This is a genomic window from Roseibium sp. LAB1 (genome assembly GCF_054658235.1).
The window spans coordinates 83573-103426 of sequence record NZ_BAAGIB010000004.1 but is presented as its reverse complement, the minus strand read 5'-3'; the positions used below and the strand labels follow the sequence as shown (position 1 = coordinate 103426).

At 58.0% G+C, this 19854-nt stretch carries 17 protein-coding genes, 1 tRNA gene and 1 riboswitch; of the genes, 9 read left to right on the top strand and 9 right to left on the bottom strand.

Annotated features, from left to right (window positions below):
- Positions 1–5: 5 nt before the first annotated feature.
- The 6 genes from ACYQ54_RS21950 to ACYQ54_RS21925 all read right to left on the bottom strand — a co-directional run bounded on the left by ACYQ54_RS21950 (position 6) and on the right by ACYQ54_RS21925 (position 5690).
- The gene (locus ACYQ54_RS21950) at positions 6–848 is read right to left on the bottom strand and encodes a carbohydrate ABC transporter permease (protein WP_460086258.1); all 843 of its coding nucleotides are present in this window, start codon (positions 846–848) and stop codon (positions 6–8) included.
- The gene (locus ACYQ54_RS21945) at positions 838–1734 is read right to left on the bottom strand and encodes a carbohydrate ABC transporter permease (RefSeq protein ID WP_460086256.1); all 897 of its coding nucleotides are present in this window, start codon (positions 1732–1734) and stop codon (positions 838–840) included. Before ACYQ54_RS21945 ends, ACYQ54_RS21950 begins: the two co-directional genes overlap by 11 nt.
- Before the next feature lie 8 nt (positions 1735–1742).
- Complete coding sequence (locus ACYQ54_RS21940; protein ID WP_460086254.1) at positions 1743–2912, bottom strand: Gfo/Idh/MocA family protein; 1170 nt, start codon at positions 2910–2912, stop codon at positions 1743–1745.
- Positions 2909–3655: a copper homeostasis protein CutC gene (locus ACYQ54_RS21935; RefSeq protein ID WP_460086252.1), complete on the bottom strand. Its 747-nt coding sequence runs from the start codon at positions 3653–3655 to the stop codon at positions 2909–2911. Before ACYQ54_RS21935 ends, ACYQ54_RS21940 begins: the two co-directional genes overlap by 4 nt.
- Complete coding sequence (locus ACYQ54_RS21930; RefSeq protein WP_460086250.1) at positions 3652–4563, bottom strand: ROK family protein; 912 nt, start codon at positions 4561–4563, stop codon at positions 3652–3654. The genes ACYQ54_RS21935 and ACYQ54_RS21930 overlap by 4 nt, the downstream gene beginning before the upstream one ends.
- A 245-nt stretch (positions 4564–4808) precedes the next feature.
- Positions 4809–5690, bottom strand: a complete 882-nt coding sequence (locus ACYQ54_RS21925) for an N-acetylmuramic acid 6-phosphate etherase (RefSeq protein WP_460086248.1) — start codon at positions 5688–5690, stop codon at positions 4809–4811.
- Between the two features lie 201 nt (positions 5691–5891).
- Here ACYQ54_RS21925 and ACYQ54_RS21920 point away from each other — a divergent pair, with 201 nt between their 5' ends.
- Genes ACYQ54_RS21920 through nagA form a run of 3 tightly spaced genes read left to right on the top strand, consistent with a single transcriptional unit; the run spans position 5892 to position 8850 of the window.
- Positions 5892–6653, top strand: a complete 762-nt coding sequence (locus ACYQ54_RS21920; protein ID WP_460086245.1) for a GntR family transcriptional regulator — start codon at positions 5892–5894, stop codon at positions 6651–6653.
- A gap of 5 nt (positions 6654–6658) precedes the next feature.
- On the top strand, positions 6659–7699 hold the full coding sequence (locus ACYQ54_RS21915; RefSeq protein ID WP_460086243.1) for an SIS domain-containing protein: 1041 nt from the start codon (positions 6659–6661) through the stop codon (positions 7697–7699).
- Positions 7696–8850: an N-acetylglucosamine-6-phosphate deacetylase gene (gene nagA / locus ACYQ54_RS21910; protein WP_460086241.1), complete on the top strand. Its 1155-nt coding sequence runs from the start codon at positions 7696–7698 to the stop codon at positions 8848–8850. Before ACYQ54_RS21915 ends, nagA begins: the two co-directional genes overlap by 4 nt.
- Before the next feature lie 67 nt (positions 8851–8917).
- Here nagA and ACYQ54_RS21905 read toward each other — a convergent pair whose 3' ends face one another.
- Positions 8918–9583, bottom strand: coding sequence for a cupin-like domain-containing protein (locus tag ACYQ54_RS21905; RefSeq protein ID WP_460086240.1), 666 nt, complete (start codon positions 9581–9583; stop codon positions 8918–8920).
- Positions 9584–10192: 609 nt separating this feature from the next.
- Positions 10193–10268 (bottom strand) — tRNA-Asn (locus tag ACYQ54_RS21900).
- Positions 10269–10602: 334 nt separating this feature from the next.
- Positions 10603–10820: riboswitch (cobalamin riboswitch) on the top strand.
- Positions 10821–10853: 33 nt separating this feature from the next.
- On the opposite strand from ACYQ54_RS21900, the gene cobU reads away from it, so the two are divergent.
- From cobU to ACYQ54_RS21870, 6 genes are read left to right on the top strand one after another with little or no spacing between them, the layout of a single operon-like run.
- Entirely contained in the window at positions 10854–11405 is a 552-nt protein-coding gene (cobU, locus tag ACYQ54_RS21895) for a bifunctional adenosylcobinamide kinase/adenosylcobinamide-phosphate guanylyltransferase (RefSeq protein ID WP_460086238.1), read from the top strand.
- Positions 11402–12502, top strand: coding sequence for a cobalamin biosynthesis protein CobW (gene cobW / locus ACYQ54_RS21890; RefSeq protein ID WP_460086237.1), 1101 nt, complete (start codon positions 11402–11404; stop codon positions 12500–12502). Before cobU ends, cobW begins: the two co-directional genes overlap by 4 nt.
- Before the next feature lie 35 nt (positions 12503–12537).
- On the top strand, positions 12538–16296 hold the full coding sequence (gene cobN / locus ACYQ54_RS21885) for a cobaltochelatase subunit CobN (RefSeq protein ID WP_460086235.1): 3759 nt from the start codon (positions 12538–12540) through the stop codon (positions 16294–16296).
- Positions 16293–16931, top strand: coding sequence for a cob(I)yrinic acid a,c-diamide adenosyltransferase (gene cobO / locus ACYQ54_RS21880; RefSeq protein WP_022998764.1), 639 nt, complete (start codon positions 16293–16295; stop codon positions 16929–16931). Before cobN ends, cobO begins: the two co-directional genes overlap by 4 nt.
- A 48-nt stretch (positions 16932–16979) precedes the next feature.
- Entirely contained in the window at positions 16980–17279 is a 300-nt protein-coding gene (locus tag ACYQ54_RS21875) for a YrhK family protein (protein WP_460086234.1), read from the top strand.
- A gap of 6 nt (positions 17280–17285) precedes the next feature.
- The gene (locus tag ACYQ54_RS21870) at positions 17286–18782 is read left to right on the top strand and encodes a cobyric acid synthase (protein ID WP_460086233.1); all 1497 of its coding nucleotides are present in this window, start codon (positions 17286–17288) and stop codon (positions 18780–18782) included.
- Positions 18783–18870: 88 nt separating this feature from the next.
- Here the strand turns inward: ACYQ54_RS21870 and cbiB are convergent, their stop codons facing one another.
- Positions 18871–19848, bottom strand: coding sequence for an adenosylcobinamide-phosphate synthase CbiB (gene cbiB, locus ACYQ54_RS21865; protein ID WP_460086231.1), 978 nt, complete (start codon positions 19846–19848; stop codon positions 18871–18873).
- Between the last annotated feature and the right edge of the window lie 6 nt (positions 19849–19854).

The window sequence follows — 19854 nt, the reverse complement described above, 5'->3', positions numbered from 1 at the left end:
TGTTGTTATTCTTTGACGGCGCCTGCGGTGAGACCGGCGACGATGAAGCGTTGCAGGAACACATAGACGAACAGCACCGGGAGAATGCCCACGAGACTGGCGGCCATGAGTTCGTTCCAGACCACGGTCTGGCGTCCGAAGAACTGGAACAGGCCCACGGGAAGCGGGTTCAGTTCGTTTACGGAGTTGAAGGTCAGCGCGTAGATGAACTGCTGCGCATAAGCGGTGATGAATGCGGTGATGGTGACCACCACAATGCCTGGCAATGCCACGGGAATGATGACCCGCCAGAGCGTGTAGATCTTGCCGGCACCATCGACCCAGGCCGCTTCCTCAAGTTCCTTGGGAATCCGGACCAGATAGGAACGCAGCAACCAGATACCGGTCGGAATGACGAAAGCCGTCCCGGGTGCAATCATGGCAAAATAGGTGTTCAGCAATCCGTATTGCTGCATCAGTTTGAACAGCGGGATGATCAAGACGGCGCCGGAGAACATGTTCACTGCGATGAAGATGCCAAGCAGCGAATTTCGGGCAGGAAACTCAAACCGGGCAAAGGCGTAGGCCGCAGGAATGATGCAGATGAGGCCGAGAATGGTCACCACCGTTGCGATGAAGAACGAGTTGAGCATGTAGACCCACAGCAGAGGCACGTTCTGCCACATGGTGATGTAGGCATCGAAGCTCATCTTGTCGGTGAAGAACCTGTAGGGGATCGAGAATAGGCTGCTCAAGGGCCTCAGTGACACGACGAAGGCTTCCACGAAGGGGGCCAGAACGAAGGTCAGGAACACCGCGAGACCGAGATAGATCAGCACATATTCGTACCAGCGATACTTATGCAGCATTGTTCGGGCTCCTTTTGGCAAGGCGCGAGAGCAGCATGAAATAGACCAGCATGAACGAGCCGAGGAACAGCACGATCATCACTGTCCTGGCTGCGCCTTCGCCGTACTTGAAGCGGCTGATCGCGGTCTTGTAGGTGTCGATGATCATCGTCGTTGTCGCGCCGCGCGGACCGCCTTCTGTCAGGATCCAGATGATGTCGAAGGAGTTGAAGGTGGCAATCGCCGACAGAAGCGCCATCGTCGCGATGGAGGGAATGATCAGCGGAAGAGTGATGCGGCGGAACCGGTAAAGCCTCGAGGCTCCATCCACCCAGGCCGCTTCGTAGAGATCCTTCGAAATCGACTGCATTGCGGCCAGCAGGTAAAGCGTCACCATCGGCACTCCGATCCAGACGTCCGTGACGATTGTCGACATGAAGGCGGAGTTCTTGTAGGCGAGGAATTCGAACGGGCCGCTCAGGATCCCGAGCCTTTGCGCCATCCCTGAGATCATCCCGAACTGGCCGTTGTACATCCAGCCCCAGATGAAGACACCGATGGCGATCGGAATCACCCAGGGCGGCATCACCAGCACACGGAACAGGGTCCGGCCCGGAACCATGGCATTGAGAAGCACTGCTCCAAGGGTGCCGATCAGCATTTTCAGCGCAACCGACAGGGCCATCCAGTAGAAGGTGCGCGCGATCACTTCCGGAAAGCGGCGCGACATCAGTTTCTCGTAGTTTTCGAGCCCTACATATTCGTAGTTGGGACTCATGCTGGTGTTGGTGAAGGACAGCCGGAAAGTCTCAAAAAGCGGATAGGCGACGATGGCAAGCATGACGAGCGACGCCGGTACCAGCAGCAGAAACGGAAAATAGTCAGTCTTTCTTCGTGATTGCGCCATGGTGCCCCCTATGCCACGCCGTAGCTGTCGAATTGCTGCCAGGTGTCGGCAAGGTCGATGACGCTTCGGGTGCGGCGCGCCTCATCCAGTTTGATTGCCGTTAACCCTGCTTCGAGTGCATCGAGCACGTTTACCGGCAGATCGCCGCCGTTTCTGAAGTAGTGGTCGAGGTCGCGCGCCATGGCCTCATCAGCCCCGTAATGGCCATGGCGGCTGGCGTCGACCACTTGCGGTTTGTCGATCAGACATGCTGACGTCAGGGCGTCATGGACCCGGTAGTAGTTCCGGATGAAATCGCCTTCCGCCATGCCCTTGGTGCCCATGACTGCGAAACGTCGGAATTCGTCCGGCACATACATGTTGGTGTGGAAACACAGGTTCGCGCCGTCCTGATATTCGATCAGGGCCGTCTGGTAGTCGATGATGTCACCATCGCTGTCGAAGTCGGCGTTGCCGCCGCCCCAGCGCGGCGTAAACGGATCGACCCTGCCTTCGATTTTCGGCGTCGGAAAAGTGTGGTCCTGGTCCGGCCGGTTTTCCGGAACGAAACTCTTCCGGCCACCAAAGCTGGAAACGAAACGCGGACGACAGCCGGTGACACCCTGGTAGAGATCCAGATCGTGACAGCACTTCTCCAGCATGAAGCCACCGGAGTTCTTGTCGTAGCGGCGCCAGTCGCGCATGAAGAAGGAGCCGTGGTAGGGGCCGATGTGTTCGGACGCCTCGATCGAAACCACTTTACCGATCTGGCCTGACTTGAGGCTTTTCTGAAGTTCGGTGTAGAGAGGCGAATAGCGCAGAACCAGCCCGACAAGCACACGCTTCGATCCGCCATGCTTTTTCATCAGGGACAGAAGCTCGAAGGTTTCTTCTTCACTGATCACGACCGGTTTTTCGCAGAAAATGTAGCGGACATCGGACTTGAGCGCGGTTTTTAGATGATCCAGATGCATCAAATTGGGAGAACCGATCATCAGGAGATCGAGCTTTTCCGCACGGATCATCCTGTCGAGATCGGTGTAGGCGGTCAGGCTGTGGCCGCATTTCGCTTCGACATGCTTGAGGCCGGCTGGTGTCGGATCAACGTAAGCACAGGGATCAAGATCGTCTGAAACCTCCTGCAGGCAGTTGCTGACATTGGCAATTCTCGCGCCCAGTCCGACATAGCCGGTCTTCATGTTGCGGCCTCCGTAAATTGATCCATGGCACGGCGGAGTGCCTGGACGACGTTTCCATCGGTATCCTTGATGCCTGCTTCGGAAACGAAGCCGAAGCGTGTTTCCAGATCCCGCGGTTCCCGCAATGGCTTCCGTGAAGAGCAGGAGGCGTGCAGCTCGCGCACGCCGGAAAGTTTGAGGATGCGCGCGGCATTGGCAGCGGTTACGCCTGACCCGGCCATGATCGAAATACGGCCTGCAGCGAGGGTGACGGCCACTTCAAGCTGCGAAAGGCCGTGTTCCGCCTTGTCTGCCTGCCCGGAGGTCAGCACCCGTTCGAACCCGAGTTCGATCGCATCGCTGATAGCTTTGGGATAGTCCTGGACGGTGTCGATGGCGCGGTGCAGCGTCGCCGGCAATCTTGTGCCCTTCAGCGAGACAGACAGGAAGTCCAGATCAAGATTGTGCTGATTGTCGATTGCGCCGACCACGATGCCGGCCAATCCGGCCTGTTCCGCAGCTTCGATGTCGCGCAGCATGACTGTCTTTTCCATATCGGAATAGAGAAAGTCGCCGGCCCGGGGGCGGATCATCGCATAAACGGGAACGGGCAGCTTTGCAGCGGCTACCATGAACCCGCGGGACGGGGTCAGACCGCCTTCGGAAAGGGCAGAGCAGAGTTCAATCCGGTCAGCGCCATTTTCGGCTGCCGTCCAGGCGCCTTCGAGGGTGTCAACACATACCTCGAGAGGGATCCTGGTCACCGGGCCGCCTCCTTGAAGAGTGTTCGGGCCACAATCCCCGCACCGTGCAGGCCGCCGTTGGCGGCGAATTCGCCCTTGATGACGAGTGGTCCGCTGTAGTCCGCCAGGACCAGTTCCCGGGTCTTGCGGTCGATCACGTCAAGAAGGACCAGGTCGTTCGACAGACCGCCACTCACCGGAATGACATCCGGTCCAAGCGTGTTGACGAAGGCCGAGAGCGCACGGGAAAGTAATGTAGTGAAGGCGTCGATCGTTTGAGTGGCTGCTTCTTCGCCGTTATGCCAGGCAGCGGTAATGTCCTTGCTCGACTGTTCCACGCCGTGCAGCGACCGGTGGATCTTTTCCATGCCACGGGCGGAGCAGACCGCATCGATGCAGCCTGTCTGGCCGCAGCCACAGGGGTAATGCTCGATACCTTTCAACTGGCCACCGGCAGTGGGGTCCATGATCGGGCCGTGCCCCCATTCTCCGGCGATGCCGCCGTACCCGGTAACCAGCGTGCCGTTGACAACAAGGCCTCCACCGACACCGGAACCGAGAATGATACCGAAAACGACCGGCTTGCCGCGTCCTGTGCCGTCGACGGCTTCCGCGAGCGCAAAGGCATTGGCATCATTGGTAATGGCAACGGGACGTTTGAGGGCCGCTTCCAGATCCGATTGCACGGGCCGTTTATGCAGACACGGTATGTTTGCTACATCCGCGATGCCGCTGCGTGTATCGAAGGCGCCAGCAAGCGAGATCGAGATGGGAGAACCATCAGGTCCGGAGCAGGACGCGATGGCAGCGACAAAGGCCTGCCATTCGTTTCCAGGTGTCGCGACCCGGCCTTTTTCGGCAACGGGTCCATCCACTTGGAGCTCTCCATGTCGAATGAAGGAGCCGCCAATATCAAAACAGGTTGTCATAGCCTGTTCAAACGCCTCTGGGTTATAATTGTTAACATCCAGTTATAATACCAATATGCAACCAATCGCATTGGTAGTAAACTGAAAAAAGTAATTGGCATCATTTTTTAGATGAATTGGGCGGGTGTTCACTGTCAAAAACCACAGCGACAGAACGACTTCATCGCTGGAGCTCGCAATGTCCGTAGGTGTCTTGTTTTCAGGAAGATCGGGACGAGCGGGTGCTCGCTGCGGGGGAGTGGCCGTCAAAGGAACGGACGCAGGTTTCCGCTGTGTTCGGCGAGGGATTTCTCAGCGCCTTCAACGTCAAGGCCTTCGCGAATCATGAGAACCGCAATCTTTACTCTGCCACCCGCCTGGAGAAGCTTTTCGGCAGCAGTTTCTGCCGTACAGCCGGTCAGATCCTGAAGAATTCGATTGGCGCGTAGGCGCAGTTTTTCGTTATCTGCCACCAGGTTCACCATGTGACCGCGAACGGCGTGTCCCAGCCGCAAGGCCACCAGTGTCGAGATCATGTTGAGTGCGGCTTTCTGAGCGCTTGCCGCACCGAGTCTGGTTGAGCCCGCAATGATTTCCGGCGGTGTTTTCAGAAAAATCGGAAAATCCGCCTGACGGAGCAGGGGAGTGTCCGGGTTGTTGGCAAGGGCGACGGTTCTTGTGCCCGTTGTCTGTGCGCCTCTGAAGGTGCCGAGCGTATAAGGAGTTGATCCACTTGCGGAAACAGCGATCAAAATATCTCCTTCACCAAGTCCGGATTTTTGAAAATCGTCAAATCCCGCTTCTTCATTGTCTTCGTATGTGCCAGCCAGATGAAGCAGGTTTGCGGCGCCACCGGCATAGAGCATGCGCATGCGTTCGACTGGAAAGCCGAAGGTTCCTGGTAGCTCAAGGCAATCAGCCAGGGCTGTCAGTCCGGCGCTGCCGGCACCGGCATAGCCGATTTTTCCGCCCGATACGGTGACCTTCTGCAGGGCTTCTGCTGCCTTTGCGATCAGAGGAATGGCCGTTTCCGTGGCATTTAACGCATCTTTCTGGCGTTGCAGCAGCACGGACAGAACTTCATCATCAGACTTTTGGGACAAGCCAATGGAAAGCGGATCGCGGTCTTCGGTCGTTGGCAAATTCATGGTTCAGGAACTCGGAGGCACACCAAGTTTCGTTTAGCGGAATATTTCTTTTGTGGCAGTCGCGTACCGGGAGCCCACGGTTGGGGCTTCAGCACAGTGATGCTGGTTCGTAATTTGTTTTAACACTTGATTTTCGGTTTCGATAGAGTTTAAATTGGTATCTGAAAGGTATTATTTTCATCTCCTAAGGCGCCCCTTTTCATGACTGACTTTATCTCCATGCTGGAAAATGGTGACTGGCTGGCGAATTCCAGCGGTCCCCGGTACTTGCAGCTGCGACGGCGCATTCAGCAGGCTATCGACGACGGTGTGCTGAAGGAGAATGAACCCCTTCCGTCCGAACGCGAGATCGCTTCCATTACCGACCTGTCACGCGTGACGGTTCGCAAGGCGGTTGCCGGTCTTGTGGAGGATCAGATCGTTGTGCAAAAGCGTGGCAGCGGCTCCTTCGTGGCTCCCAAGGTTCACAAGGTCGAACAGCGTCTCTCCAGCTTGACGTCCTTTTCCGAGGACATGGCGCGCCGGGGGCTTTCCGCCAGCAGCGAATGGCTGCGGCGTGGGTTGTTTCCCGCTTCGCCCGAGGAAATGTTCACGCTTGGCCTCACATCCGGCCAGCGGGTTGCCCGTGTCGACCGGATTCGCAAGGCCGACGGCACGCCGATGGCAATCGAGCGGGCATCCCTTTCCGAGAATGTTCTGCCCCATCCGGAGCGCGTTACCACGTCTCTTTACGCGATCCTGCGCGCAGCTGGCCTGCAGCCGGTTCGCGCCATTCAGCGCATTTCCGCACGCAACCTTGAGCCCATAGATGCCGAGATACTCGGTGTGCCAGCGGGCACCGCCGGGCTTAAGATTGAGCGTGTGTCCTATCTCGCTTCCGGAAACGTCGTCGAATTCACCCGTTCCGTTTACCGCGGCGATGCCTATGACTTCATCGCCGAACTTCAGATTTCGGAAGACTAATCCTGATGAGTGACACAAATACCCTGGACACGCCGACGCATATGCGCCGGGAAATTGAAGAAATACCGGATGCCGCACGCCGACTGTTGACTGAAGGCCATCCTCAGATCCGTGACATTGCAAGGAAGGCCGGTGCGCCGGTGTTCCTGGCAAGCGTCGCTCGTGGGTCGTCCGACCACGCTGCAACTTTCCTGAAATATGCTTCTGAGATCTATCTTGGCCTTGCCATGGCCTCTCTGGGGCCGTCCGTATCTTCGGTCTATGGCGGCAACGTCAAGCTCGGCCAGGCGTTGGTGATCGCAATTTCTCAATCCGGCGCCAGCCCGGACAGCCTCTCGGTTGTCGAAAGTGCAACCCGGCAAGGCGCCTTTACGGTTGGTTTCACCAACACTTCGGGAAGCGAGCTTGCAAGGCTTTCCAGTGCCGCCATTGATATTTGCGCAGGCCCTGAGCGCAGCGTTGCCGCGACCAAGACCTTCGTCAATTCCGTTCTGGCTGGCCTGCTTCTTCTTGCAGAAATTGGCGCTGACAAGGAGTTGCTCGACGCGTTGGCCGCCTTGCCGGACCATTTCGAGAAAGCGATCAACAAGGATTGGCGCGCGCTTGCCGAGCCCATCGAACAGCGCGGCTCGCTGTATGTTATCGGCCGGGGACCTGGATTGGCGATTGCCAACGAGGCCGCGTTGAAATTCAAGGAAACCTGTCAGATCCACGCAGAGGCCTATTCCTCCGCAGAAGTGATGCACGGTCCTGTTTCGATTGTCGAAAACGGATATCCGATCCTGGCCCTTGGCGTGCGTGATGCTGCCGAAGAGGGGCTTGCCCAGGCTGCAGATCGTATGGTGGACCAGGGTGGAAGTGTCTTTGCTACGACTGACAAGGTGGAGCGGGCCAAAAAACTCGATTTCCAGGCGACAGGCCATCCGCTGACCGATGCCCTGGTTCAGATTGTCTCTTTTTACGCCTTCATCGAATGGTTCGCGCGGCATCGGGGGTTCAATCCGGATGTTCCCAAGCACCTGAAGAAAGTCACCCAGACCGTATGACCTCCACAACCGCCTACCTCAGCAGCCGGGTTTTCGATGGTGAGAAAATCCATGCGAACACAGCCCTGCTTGTCGGCGATGGCAAGGTGGCCGGTCTATGCCTCAAGGATCAGGTGCCGGACGGTGTGGAAACGGTGGATCTCGGTGAGGGTATCCTGACGCCGGGTCTGATCGACCTTCAGGTCAATGGCGGCGGGGGGCTGATGCTGGGCGATGCTGAAACCGTCGACGATATCGAGCGTATTTGCGCCGCGCATGTGTGCCTGGGTACGACAGCACTGACCCCCACCTTGATCACCGACACTCCCGCGATAACACGGAAAGTCGTTGATCTCGGCATCGCGGCCTGGGCGAAAGGGGTGAAGGGGTTCCACGGACTGCATCTGGAGGGGCCGCACCTCTTTACGGGGCGCAAGGGCGCGCATGATCCGGACCTTATCCGGCCTCTGACCAGTGAAGACATGTCGCTCTACCTGCGCGCCGCGCGGGAGTTGCCGAGCCTGATCATGACTCTGGCACCGGAAACGGTGCCACCGGAGCAGATTTCCGAACTGTCCGACGCGGGAATCCACGTCAGTCTTGGCCACAGCGGGGCCACCTATCGGCAGTGCCGGACGGCGGCTGAAGCTGGAGCGTCGATGGTCACCCATCTCTTCAACGCCATGAGCCCGCTGCAACACCGTGAACCGGGCCTTGTAGGCGCAGCTCTCGATCTGGGCTCACTCAACGTCGGCATCATTGCTGACGGGGTCCATGTCGATCCCGTCGCGATGCAGGTGGCGATCAAGGCCAAGACCGGTCCGGGCAAGATCTTCATCGTGACCGACGCCATGTCCCAGACCGGCACCGATGTCACATCCTTCTTCCTGAGCGGTCGGGAAATCTTTCGCCGCAATGGCACGCTGACGCTGGCTGACGGTACCCTGGCTGGTGCGGATATCGACCTGCCGGCTTCCCTGAGATTTCTCACCGAAACTCTCAAGCTGCCGCTCGAGGCAGCGCTTGCAATGGCCACCAGCGATCCCGCGGATGTTCTCGGCCGCCCCCTCGGTCATCTCGAGGAGGGCTACCCGGCTGATTTCGTGCAGTTCAACAATGCACTCGAAGTTCAGAATGTCTGGATTGCAGGAGAAAAGCAGGCCGTTGACTAATCAGGCAAGTCTTCTGGTCGCAAAATTTGATATCCCGATATCCAGGGTGGACATGGTGTTCGCCTACCTAGGTCCTGTCGACCTTTTTGAGCGTTGATCGAACTGTCGGGAATGTCAGCAGCGTATTCGGGATCTGCAACAGTTCCTTGAAAAAGCGGCTGACAAGAGCACCGCGGCTCGGCGAATAGGGTGATGTTATGAACGATTTCAGCCCCCAGCCGATACCTCCGACATTAGGCAGAGCGCGAATGGCGGTTCCGTAACAGTTCCGAACAAGGGAGGATTTGCTGTTCTTGAAAGCATGCAGCAGTCCGCATCGTTCCATGTCTCGCTTGAACTCTTTCGTGACGACAGAGGTTTCGCGTTTCGTGAAGGTCCAGTTGATGTTGATGTTCTCGTCTTCCTTGGCAACCACACGATGGTACCAAAGTGGTGGAAGGTAGAGTAGGTCGCCTTCCTCGAGATCGAATTTGTAGAACTTTTTGTTCCGCAACAGCTTCTCTTCATCCTTCAGCAGAGAAAAGTTTGTGAACGGATAGCAAGGCAACGGAGTCTCCGGCGAAACCAGGACCCATTCCTTCCGCCCTTTCACCTGAACGGTGATGACATTCTCCGCATTCGTATCGTAGTGGAATTCGGTTCGATTGTTCTTGCTGTTTATCCAGAACCGCCAGGCAACAGAATCTTCCATTACCTGATCTGAGGTCAGAATCTGCTTCAGAAACCCGGGCATTTCGATATCCTGTTCAAGGACAGGTGCCCGGCTAACGAAAAAGACACCCCTGTCACGAACTTTCGGCTGGGAATGCAGTTCCGTTCGCAATCGGTTTGAAACCCATTTTTCCCGAGCAGGCCAGGATTTTGCCAAACCCTTGACAAGCAAGGGTTGTTCCCTGTTGCAGTGTTTCCTGAGAAACTCGGCATAGTCCGGAGTTTCCGTAACGGTAGCAATTGTTTGGTCGGTAGTGCCGATCATGAAAAATACCACGCCTTTTGGAATCTGCGGGTCATGCCATCGGTCAGTCGGTCACGTGGATATCAGATGTGGTGACGTTGGGTAATTCTACGATAGGGGCAACCTGAAGCTTTATCAAGAAAAGTGGCACTTCAGCAGGTGTTCAACGACCCAAAAAATAAGGCCATGCGCAAAGCAGCGCAAAGATCACCAAGCGCAGAAGAATCATTTGGGTCGTGAGAGCGGAATTCCGATGCGTCTCTTAACCTGGATATTGGGTTCGGAAAGGCTGCGGCGAAACTTCGCCAACAAGAACGAGACCGGACACAATACTGTAATCCAAGGCGTAAAATCGGCAAATTGATGAAAAAGAAGAAGAAGCGGTGATGGCTCCCCAGGCCGGACTCGAACCAGCGACCCAGCGATTAACAGTCGCTTGCTCTACCAACTGAGCTACTGGGGATCACCACGCTCGGGGTCAGCGCGTTGCCGCCCCGTCGATGGAGATGCGTATATCAAAGGCTTGATCCGTTTGCCAAGCCCCCGAGAGTGTTTTTTTCATCATGCCGTCATTTTTTTAGGTGCGGTGTGGAAAACTCAATATATTTCAGATGGCTAGGCGTGCCGTTGAACTTGGAAAACCCTACGTTCCACGACAATTGCCAACGCCTTATCCGATCATTTCTGCCCAGCCTTTTCGGGACTTTGGCGCAAGTGGGTACTAAGGCGGGCCGTCTGGATGATATCTCGGGTTTGGCAGCCGGGCCTTTCTGCTGCTTGTGTCGGCCTGAAGATCCGGTTAGGAAGAAACCGACGGTTCCGGAGAAGGCTTTGCCCGATCCGGATGAAACGGGAATCCGGTGCAGGCCTCATCTGGCCTAGATCCGGAGCTGCCCCCGCAACTGTGAGCGGTGAGTGGCTGTACGAAAACCACTGGCATCCTGATGGAGCCGGGAAGGGGTACAGACCGCGCTGAGCCGCAAGCCAGGAGACCGGCCGTCGCATTGGCAACCCTATGGCGCTGTCGGGCGGACGGCTGGGAGATGGAATGACGCATTCAACTGGCGAGAGGACCACGCTGGTTCTCGGCGGTGCCCGATCCGGAAAAAGCCGGTTCGCGGAAAAGCTTGTCCACGAAACCGGTTTGCAAAAAGTCTATGTGGCAACGAGTGCTGCCCACGACGATGAAATGGCCAGCCGCATAGCTGCCCACAAAGATCAACGTGGCCCTTCCTGGCAGACCGTCGAAGAGCAGCTCGATCTCGTGTCCGTTCTCAAGAGGGAATGTCGACCGGACCGGGTGGTTCTGGTTGATTGCCTTACCCTCTGGCTTTCCAATCTCATGTTTGCCGACAAGGACATCCCGACTGAAACGGCGCGGCTTTGCGCCGTACTGGCGGACCTGAAAGGGCCCTGTGTCTTTGTGTCCAACGAAGTTGGCATGGGGATCGTGCCGGAGAACCGTCTGTCGAGGTCGTTCCGCGATGGGCAGGGCCGTCTGAACCAGGATATGGCGCAAGGGTGCCAACAGGTCGTCTTCGTTGCTGCAGGCCTGCCAATGCTTTTGAAACCCACTTCACAACCGGATATCAAACTATGACCACTTCTTCCTTCCAGCCGGGCGCGAAAATTCCGGCGACGATTGTCACGGGGTTTCTTGGCGCTGGCAAAACCACGCTGATCCGCAATTTGCTGACCAATGCCAATGGCAAACGAATAGCGCTGATCGTCAACGAGTTCGGGGACATGGGTTTCGACGGATCTCTGGTAAACGGATGTGCGGATCCCGATTGCGCTGCAGAAGAAGTGGTCGAGCTGACCAATGGCTGCATCTGCTGCACCGTTGCCGATGATTTTCTGCCGACCATGGAAATGCTGCTTGCCCGCGACAATCCTCCGGAGCATATCGTGATCGAAACCTCCGGTCTCGCTCTGCCGCAGCCTCTTGTGCGGGCATTCTCCTGGCCAAGCGTGAAGCCGAAGGTGACGGTTGATGGTGTTGTGACGGTGCTGGACGCCGCCGCCCTTGCCGAAGGCCGGATCGCGCTGGATGAAGAAGCGCTTGCTGCACAACGGGCAGCGGATGAAGCTCTCGACCATGACAGTCCGGTGGAGGAACTCTTCCATGATCAGTTGCGCTGCGCCGATCTGGTGGTGCTCAACAAGGCAGACCTCATTTCCGAAGAGGCCCTGAAGCAGGTGCACGACAAGATTGCGGCCGACGTGCGCCCGGCGGTCCACGTGGTGACTTCCGAAAACGGGACGCTGCCGATCGAAGTTCTGCTCGGCAGAGGTTCTGCCGCCGAGGACGACATGGCTGGTCGTCACGAGCATCATCATCACCATGATGACCATCATCACGATGACCACGACCACGATGATGATCATCATCACGATCATCACCACCACGACGATTTTGAAAGCCACGTACTGGAAGTTTCCTCGTTTGCCAGTCTGAAAGACGCTGAGGCGAAAGTTCTGGAGGCCATGGCGCAAAAAGGCGTTCTGCGCATCAAGGGAGCCGTGACGATCGAGGGAAAGGCAGCTCCTGCAATGGTGCAGGCCGTTGGCCCGCGTGTCGAAACCTGGTTCGCCGCCGGCGCCGAGAGCAGCGGCAGACTGGTCGTGATCGGTTTGAAGGGCCTCGACCTGCCTGCGGTTCGTGGCCTGCTGGGTGAATTGACGGCTGCTGCCTGACAACGTTGGAAAGACGCTGGAAATAAAGATCAAGCATGCACATTCTTGCCAGCCAGACGCGCCGGATCGATGACGGTGGGGACGCGGTCGACCTCGGCCAGTCTCCCGCCGACATTCTGTTCCTGTCAGCAGCAGACACCGAATTGGGGAGTTTCGCCGCGGCACAGGCCCGGCTTGGGGCTGACCGTGCGGAGCTCCGCCTCGCCAACTTGATGGCCTTGTCGCATCCGTATTCGGTTGACCTTTACGCCGAACAGACCGTGCGCGGGTCACGACTGATTGTCCTGCGCATTCTGGGCGGGGTCGAATATTGGCGCTATGGCCTGGAAAGGTTCGAGGAAGAGGTCCGCGCGAACGGCATCGATCTGATTGTCGTTCCGGGTGACGACAAGTGGGACGAGGACCTAACCTCCCGCTCGACCATATCCTCGGCGGAAGTGCACCGGTTCTGGCGCTACTGTGTGGAAGGTGGAGCGGAAAATTACGCGAACGCGTTGAAATATGCCGCTCACCTGATCGGCAAGGGTGAGGACCCGGCGCAGCCGGTGCCTCTTCCTCGTGCAGGGATCTATCTCGCTGGCAAAGCCGCACCCGACATAGAGCAGCTAAAGGCATCCTGGCGCGATCCTGCAAGACCCGTTGCGGCAATCACCTTCTACCGCGCTCTGGTTCAAGGTGCCCAGACCGCGCCCTTGGATGCGCTGATCGGTGCGCTCGACAAGGCTGGCGTCAATGCACTGCCGGTTTACGTGTCCAGCCTCAAGGAAGCGGAATCCGTTGCCGTCCTGGAAAGTCTCTTCGACGCAGCACCACCCGATGTCGTGCTGAACGGAACGGCCTTTGCCGTTTCCAGGGCCGGGGCCGAGCACCAGCCGACTCCGCTCGATCGTCCCGGCAAACCGGTGCTGCAAGTTGTGTTTTCGTCTTCCTCCAAAGAGGGCTGGGAAGAAAGCGATCAGGGCCTGTCGATCCGTGACCTCGCCATGCATGTCGTGCTGCCGGAGATCGACGGACGGATCCTCACCCGGGCAGTCTCCTTCAAGGAAGAAGGCAAATTCGATGAGGCCACTCAATCGACCCCGGTTGCCTTTACGCCTGTTCCTGATCGGATCAGATTTACAGCAGAGCTTGCGGCGGCATGGGCGAAACTCGGACGGAAACCGGCATCTAGCAAAAAATCCGCGCTGATCCTTGCAAATTATCCGAACAGGGATGGGCGTCTTGCCAATGGGGTTGGGCTCGACACACCTGCGTCCTGCGTTCAAATGCTGAAGGCGATGGCTGCTGCTGGACACGACGCCGGAGACGTTCCGGAAACATCTGCCGACCTGATGAATATCCTGACTTCGGGCGTTACCAACGCCCTGGAAGGCCGTTCCGGCAAGGAAGGATACCAGGCGCTGTCTCTCGAGGACTATCGTAGCGCATTCAACGGCCTGCCGGAGAGGGTACGGTCAGCCGTCGTTGAACGCTGGGGTGAACCCTCGGGTGATCCCCATGTGACGGACGGCCAATTCCGGCTGGCGCTGCATCGGTTTGGTAACCAGGTGGTCGGTATTCAGCCGGCACGCGGCTACAATATCGATCCGAAGGACACCTATCACGACCCGGCCCTGGTGCCTCCACATCACTACTTCGCTTTCTACATCTGGCTGCGGGAGCATTTCTCCGCCGATGCCGTTATCCATCTCGGCAAGCACGGCAATCTGGAATGGCTTCCCGGCAAGGCCCTGGCGCTTGCCGAAAGCTGCTTTCCGGAAGCGGTGCTGGGGCCCGTTCCGAACATCTATCCGTTCATCGTCAATGATCCGGGCGAGGGGGCGCAGGCAAAACGGCGGACGGCCGCCGTCATCGTCGATCATCTGACGCCGCCTTTGGCACGGGCGGAGAGCCATGGCGTTGCCGAAGAGCTGGAGACGCTGCTTGATGAGTATTATCTGGCAAGCGGTGTTGACCCGCGCCGCCTGAAGGCGTTGACCCGCGACATTCTGGATGCCGCCGCAAGGCACGGCCTCGACAAGGATATCGGCATTTCCGACGAGATGGACGAGGAGACCCGCCTTGCACGTCTGGATGCTCATCTGTGCGACCTGAAGGAACTGCAGATCCGTGATGGTCTGCATATTCTTGGAGAAAGCCCGGCTGGCGATCTTCTGACTGATCTGCTGGTTGCCCTGGCACGAGTCCCGCGCGGCAGTAAACCTGGGCAGCAAAGCCTGCAACGGGCGATCGCGGCGGACCTTGGTTTTGACGGGTTCGACCCTCTGGATTGCGACTTCGCCGCGCCCTGGCGCTGGGACCGGCCGGGCATTCTGGAGGACGTGCAGGAGGCTCCCTGGCGGTCCCAGGGCGATACGGTCGAACGCATAGAGCTGCTTGCCCGGGAGATCGTTGCCGGTAACTGCGATGCGTCTGAAAACTGGCCAGCGACACGTGCCGTTCTGGACGATGTAAATGACGTCCTGCGCCCGGCTGTAACCGGGTCCGGAGATGCCGAAACAGCAGCGGTACTGACCGCGCTTGATGGTGGATTTGTTGCCCCCGGGCCGTCAGGTGCACCGTCGCGTGGACGACCGGACGTGCTGCCGACCGGACGGAACTTTTACTCCGTCGATGTGCGGGCCGTGCCTACCGAGACAGCTTGGCGGCTTGGCTGGCAATCCGCCACACTCGTTGCCGAGCGCTTTTTCCAGGAAGAAGGCGAATGGCCGAAATCCCTGGTGCTTACGTGCTGGGGCACGGCCAACATGCGGACCGGCGGCGACGACATTGCCCAGGCGTTGGCACTCATCGGGGCAAGGCCGGTGTGGGAGCAGGGCTCGGGTCGGGTCACAGGGTTTGAAATTCTGAAACTATCCGAACTCGGACGTCCGCGCATTGACGTCACCTTGCGAGTCTCCGGATTTTTCCGCGACGCTTTTCCCCATCAGATGGACCTGTTTGACAGTGCCGCGCGTGCAGTCGGGGCGCTGGACGAGCCGGACGAAGCCAATCCGATTGCCGCGCGAATGCGGTCGGAGAGTACGAGACTTCAGGCCGATGGTCTGGACAAGGCCGAAGCCGAGCGCCGCGCCGGGTTCCGTGTCTTCGGATCCAGGCCCGGGGCCTACGGTGCAGGTCTGCAGGCACTGATCGACGAGAAACTTTGGGAAGAACGTGCGGACTTTGCCGACGCCTTCCTTACCTGGGGTGGATACGCCTATGGAGGTGGTGCGGAAGGCACTGTTGCCAGACACGATCTCGAAACGAGGCTGAAAACCGTCGATGCCGTGTTGCACAATCAGGATAACCGCGAACACGATCTTCTGGACAGCGACGACTATTATCAGTTCGAGGGCGGACTTGCAGCGACGGTCGAGGCGCTGAAGGGTGATGCACCAGCGGTCTATCACAACGACCACTCACGGCCGGAACGTCCGGTGGTGCGCACCCTTTCGGAGGAAATCGGCCGGGTCGTGCGCGGACGTGCAGCCAATCCGAAATGGATCGCCGGCGTTATGCGTCACGGCTACAAGGGGGCGTTCGAGATGGTTGCGACGCTCGACTACCTGTTTGCCTTCGCGGCAACGACGCGGGCTGTTGGCGATCACCATTTTGACCAGCTTTATGATGCCTATCTGGACGATGGCACCGTGCTGGACTTTCTGAAGGACGCCAATCCGACCGGTCTCAATGAAATGTTGGACCGGTTTCTGGAAGCAATCGAACGCGGCCTCTGGACGCCGCGGCGCAATTCGACCCATGCTGCACTGAGTGATTTGAAAACAAGACTGGAAGGGACGGACGTATCGTGACCGCCGACAAGGACAAGCCGGAACTCACCGAAGAAGAACTTAACGCCCGCCATGCTGAGAAAATGCGCAAGAAAAAAGCCGCGCGTGACAAGATCATGGCCACTAAAACCATCGAAAAAGGCTTGCTGATTGTCCACACCGGCAAGGGCAAGGGCAAATCGACGGCCGGTTTCGGCATGGTGTTTCGCTCCCTCGGTCATGGTCACAAGGTGGGCGTGGTGCAGTTCGTGAAGGGGCGGATCGAGACCGGTGAGCGTATGGCGCTGGAGCGGTTTTCCGATCTGGTCACCATCAAGCGGATGGGTGAAGGTTTCACTTGGGAAACACAGGACCGGCAACGGGATATCGACGCTGCAAACGAAGCCTGGCAAGCGGCCAAGGACATGATCACCTCCGGCGAGTATCGTCTGATCCTGTGCGACGAGCTCAACATCGTTCTGCGTTACGATTATCTGGACATTGCCGAAGTGGTCGATTTCCTGAAAAACGAAAAACCGGATGACGTCCATGTTGTCATCACCGGGCGCAATGCCAAGGACGAGCTGATCGACATAGCCGACCTTGTTACCGACATGACCCAGATCAAGCATCCGTTCCGTTCAGGGGTGAAGCCTCAGGAGGGCATCGAGTTTTAGAAACGCATTGAAACGGTGGAACCCAGACGTATTCAAAGGGGATCGAGGATGAGCAAGCTATTCGATCATAGTCTTCGCGCGGCCTCGCAGGCACATGTGGACACGGTTCGGAAATTTGAACTTTACCGAACCGTTGTCGAATTCCTGGCGGCGTTGACGTTTCTTGTCGGCAGCGTCTTCTTTTTCTACGACAGCCTGATGTATGCGGGCACATGGCTGTTCGTCATCGGCTCTGTTCTGTTTGCGGTGCGGCCAACGGTCCGCTTGATGCTGGAGTTGCGGCTCGCCAACCTTCCGGTGCCGTCCGAGTTCCGGCCTTATGGCGCACCTCCGTTCGGCAAAGAATGACGTTGCATGGTTGAGACGAAATCTGCCGGCAAGGTTCCGGCGGTCATGATTCAGGGCACAGGCTCGAATGTCGGCAAAAGCCTGATCGTTGCCGGTCTGTGCCGCCTCTTTGCCAACCGTGGATTGACCGTTCGCCCCTTCAAGCCACAGAACATGTCAAACAATGCCGCCGTCACGGCCGATGGCGGCGAGATAGGCAGGGCACAGGCGCTGCAGGCAATGGGGTGCCGCGTTCCCCTGAGCGTGCACATGAACCCGGTTCTGTTGAAGCCCGAGACCGATACTGGTGCCCAGGTGATTGTCCAGGGAAAACGCCATGGCACAATGCGGGCACGGGAATATGGCAAGCAGAAAGCAGAATTATTACCGACGGTTATCGAAAGTTTCTCAATCAACGCTTCATCTGCAGACCTGGTGATCGTTGAAGGAGCGGGCAGCCCTGCGGAAATCAATCTTCGGTCCGGTGACATCGCCAACATGGGCTTTGCCGAAGCGGTGGATCTACCGGTGATCCTATGTGCGGATATCGATCGCGGCGGGGTGATTGCTTCGGTGGTTGGAACTTGCGTGGTTCTGGAAGACGACGAACGTCAGCGCATCAAAGGCTTTTTCATCAACCGTTTCCGAGGTGACCCAAGCCTGTTTGACGACGGCTTGCGTGAAATCGAAAATCGCACCGGATGGAAAGGCCTCGGCGTTGTTCCCTGGTTTGCCGATGCCGCGAAACTTCCGGCGGAGGATGCTCTTGGTCTGGCAGACGGGTTTGGGGGCGGTGGCCTCAAGATTGTCGTGCCTGTGATCTCGCGGATCGCGAATTTCGATGATCTGGATCCGCTCAGGCTTGAACCTGGTGTGAAACTTGAACTTGTTCAACCCGGCAACCCTTTGCCCGGAGATGCTGATATCGTGCTGTTGCCGGGATCAAAATCCACTGTTGGCGATCTCGCGTTCTTCCGCAGGCAGGGCTGGGACGTAGATCTCAAGGCCCATCACAGGCGGGGCGGGCATATTCTGGGTGTCTGCGGCGGTTACCAGATGCTTGGCAAGACCATCTCAGATCCTGACGGTATCGAGGGAAGACCCGGAACGGTTGAGGGGCTTGGTTATCTGGATGTCGACACGACGCTGACACCGGACAAATCGACCGTTGCCGCCAAGGGGACCCACGTTGCCAGCGGTGCGCCGGTGGCCGGTTACGAAATTCACGTTGGCCGCACCTCCGGGCCGGATTGCGGAAATCCGATGATGCGACTTGACGAAGGGGGAGCTGATGGCGCGGTCTCTGCGGATGGCCGCGTCTGCGGAACCTACATCCACGGTCTTTTCACGGATGATGCTTTCCGGACCGCCTACCTGAAGGCCTTCAACGTCCGCTCCGACCTCAGTTATGAGCGGGACATCGACCGGATCCTGGACGATCTTGCGTTACACCTCGAAGAGGTTCTCGACGTTGAGGCCATCCTGAAAATTGCACGTGGTCAGGCAATCAGGTCTGACCAATGACCTCGTCAGCCAAAACTGAAGTTCGTCACGTGTCCCGGCACGCTCCGGCGGTTGCCGTTAGATCGAGGCGTGTTTCAAATTCACCGCACTAGAGCGCCAGCAACAGTGCCAGAATTGCAATCAGCAAAGCTTCGATTGCAAAACATCCGACCAGGATTCTCAAGGCTCGTGAAATGTCGTCCACCCGTGCATCCTTGCGTCCATTCGCGTTCAGATAACGGTCGTTGACGGTATAGCCCGGATAGATGCGCGGTCCTGCCAGCGCCAGGTTCAGAGCACCTGCCATGGCAGCTTCCGGCCAACCGGCATTCGGTGAGCGATGCTTGCGGGCGTCCGCCAGAATGCAGGCAATGCTCTTTTTGACGGAACCCCGTGACAATGGTGCGCACAGGGCGATGAAGAGCCCTGCCAGGCGGGATGCAGGCAGGTTGACGAGATCGTCGAACCGCGCGGCTGCCCAGCCGAAGTCGATATAGACCTCGTTCTTGTGGCCGATCATGCTGTCGGCCGTGTTCACAGCCTTGTAGGCAATCAACCCGGGCAGGCCGAGCACGGCGAACCAGAAAACGGGTGCCACGATGCCGTCTGAATAATTCTCGGCGCAGGATTCGATGGCTGCCCGCGAAACTCCGGCTTCGTCCAGCCGGTTCGGGTCGCGCCCGACGATCATGGACACTGCCTTGCGCCCGCCTTCCAGGCCGTCGTTCAACAACCCGTCCCGAACAGCGGCAACGTGACGGTAGAGACTGTTCTGGGCGATGAACACGGCAGCCACGACCGCTTCCAGCACCCTGCCGTAGGGCAGCCATTTTGCAAGTGCCTCGATCATGACGCCGGTAAGTGCGGCGCCGGCGAGCAGAACCAGAAGTGTCAGGATACCACCGAGCTTTCGTGTTCCCGCTGCGTATTCCGTTTTGTTGAAATGCCGGTCGAACAGACCGATCAGTTTTCCGATCCAGACGACCGGATGGGGCAGGCGTTGCCACATCCAGTCTGGATCGCCAATCAGGGCGTCCAGCAACAGAGCTGCCAGAAGCAGCCAGAGAGCGTGGTCGTACAGCAGCATGAGGGT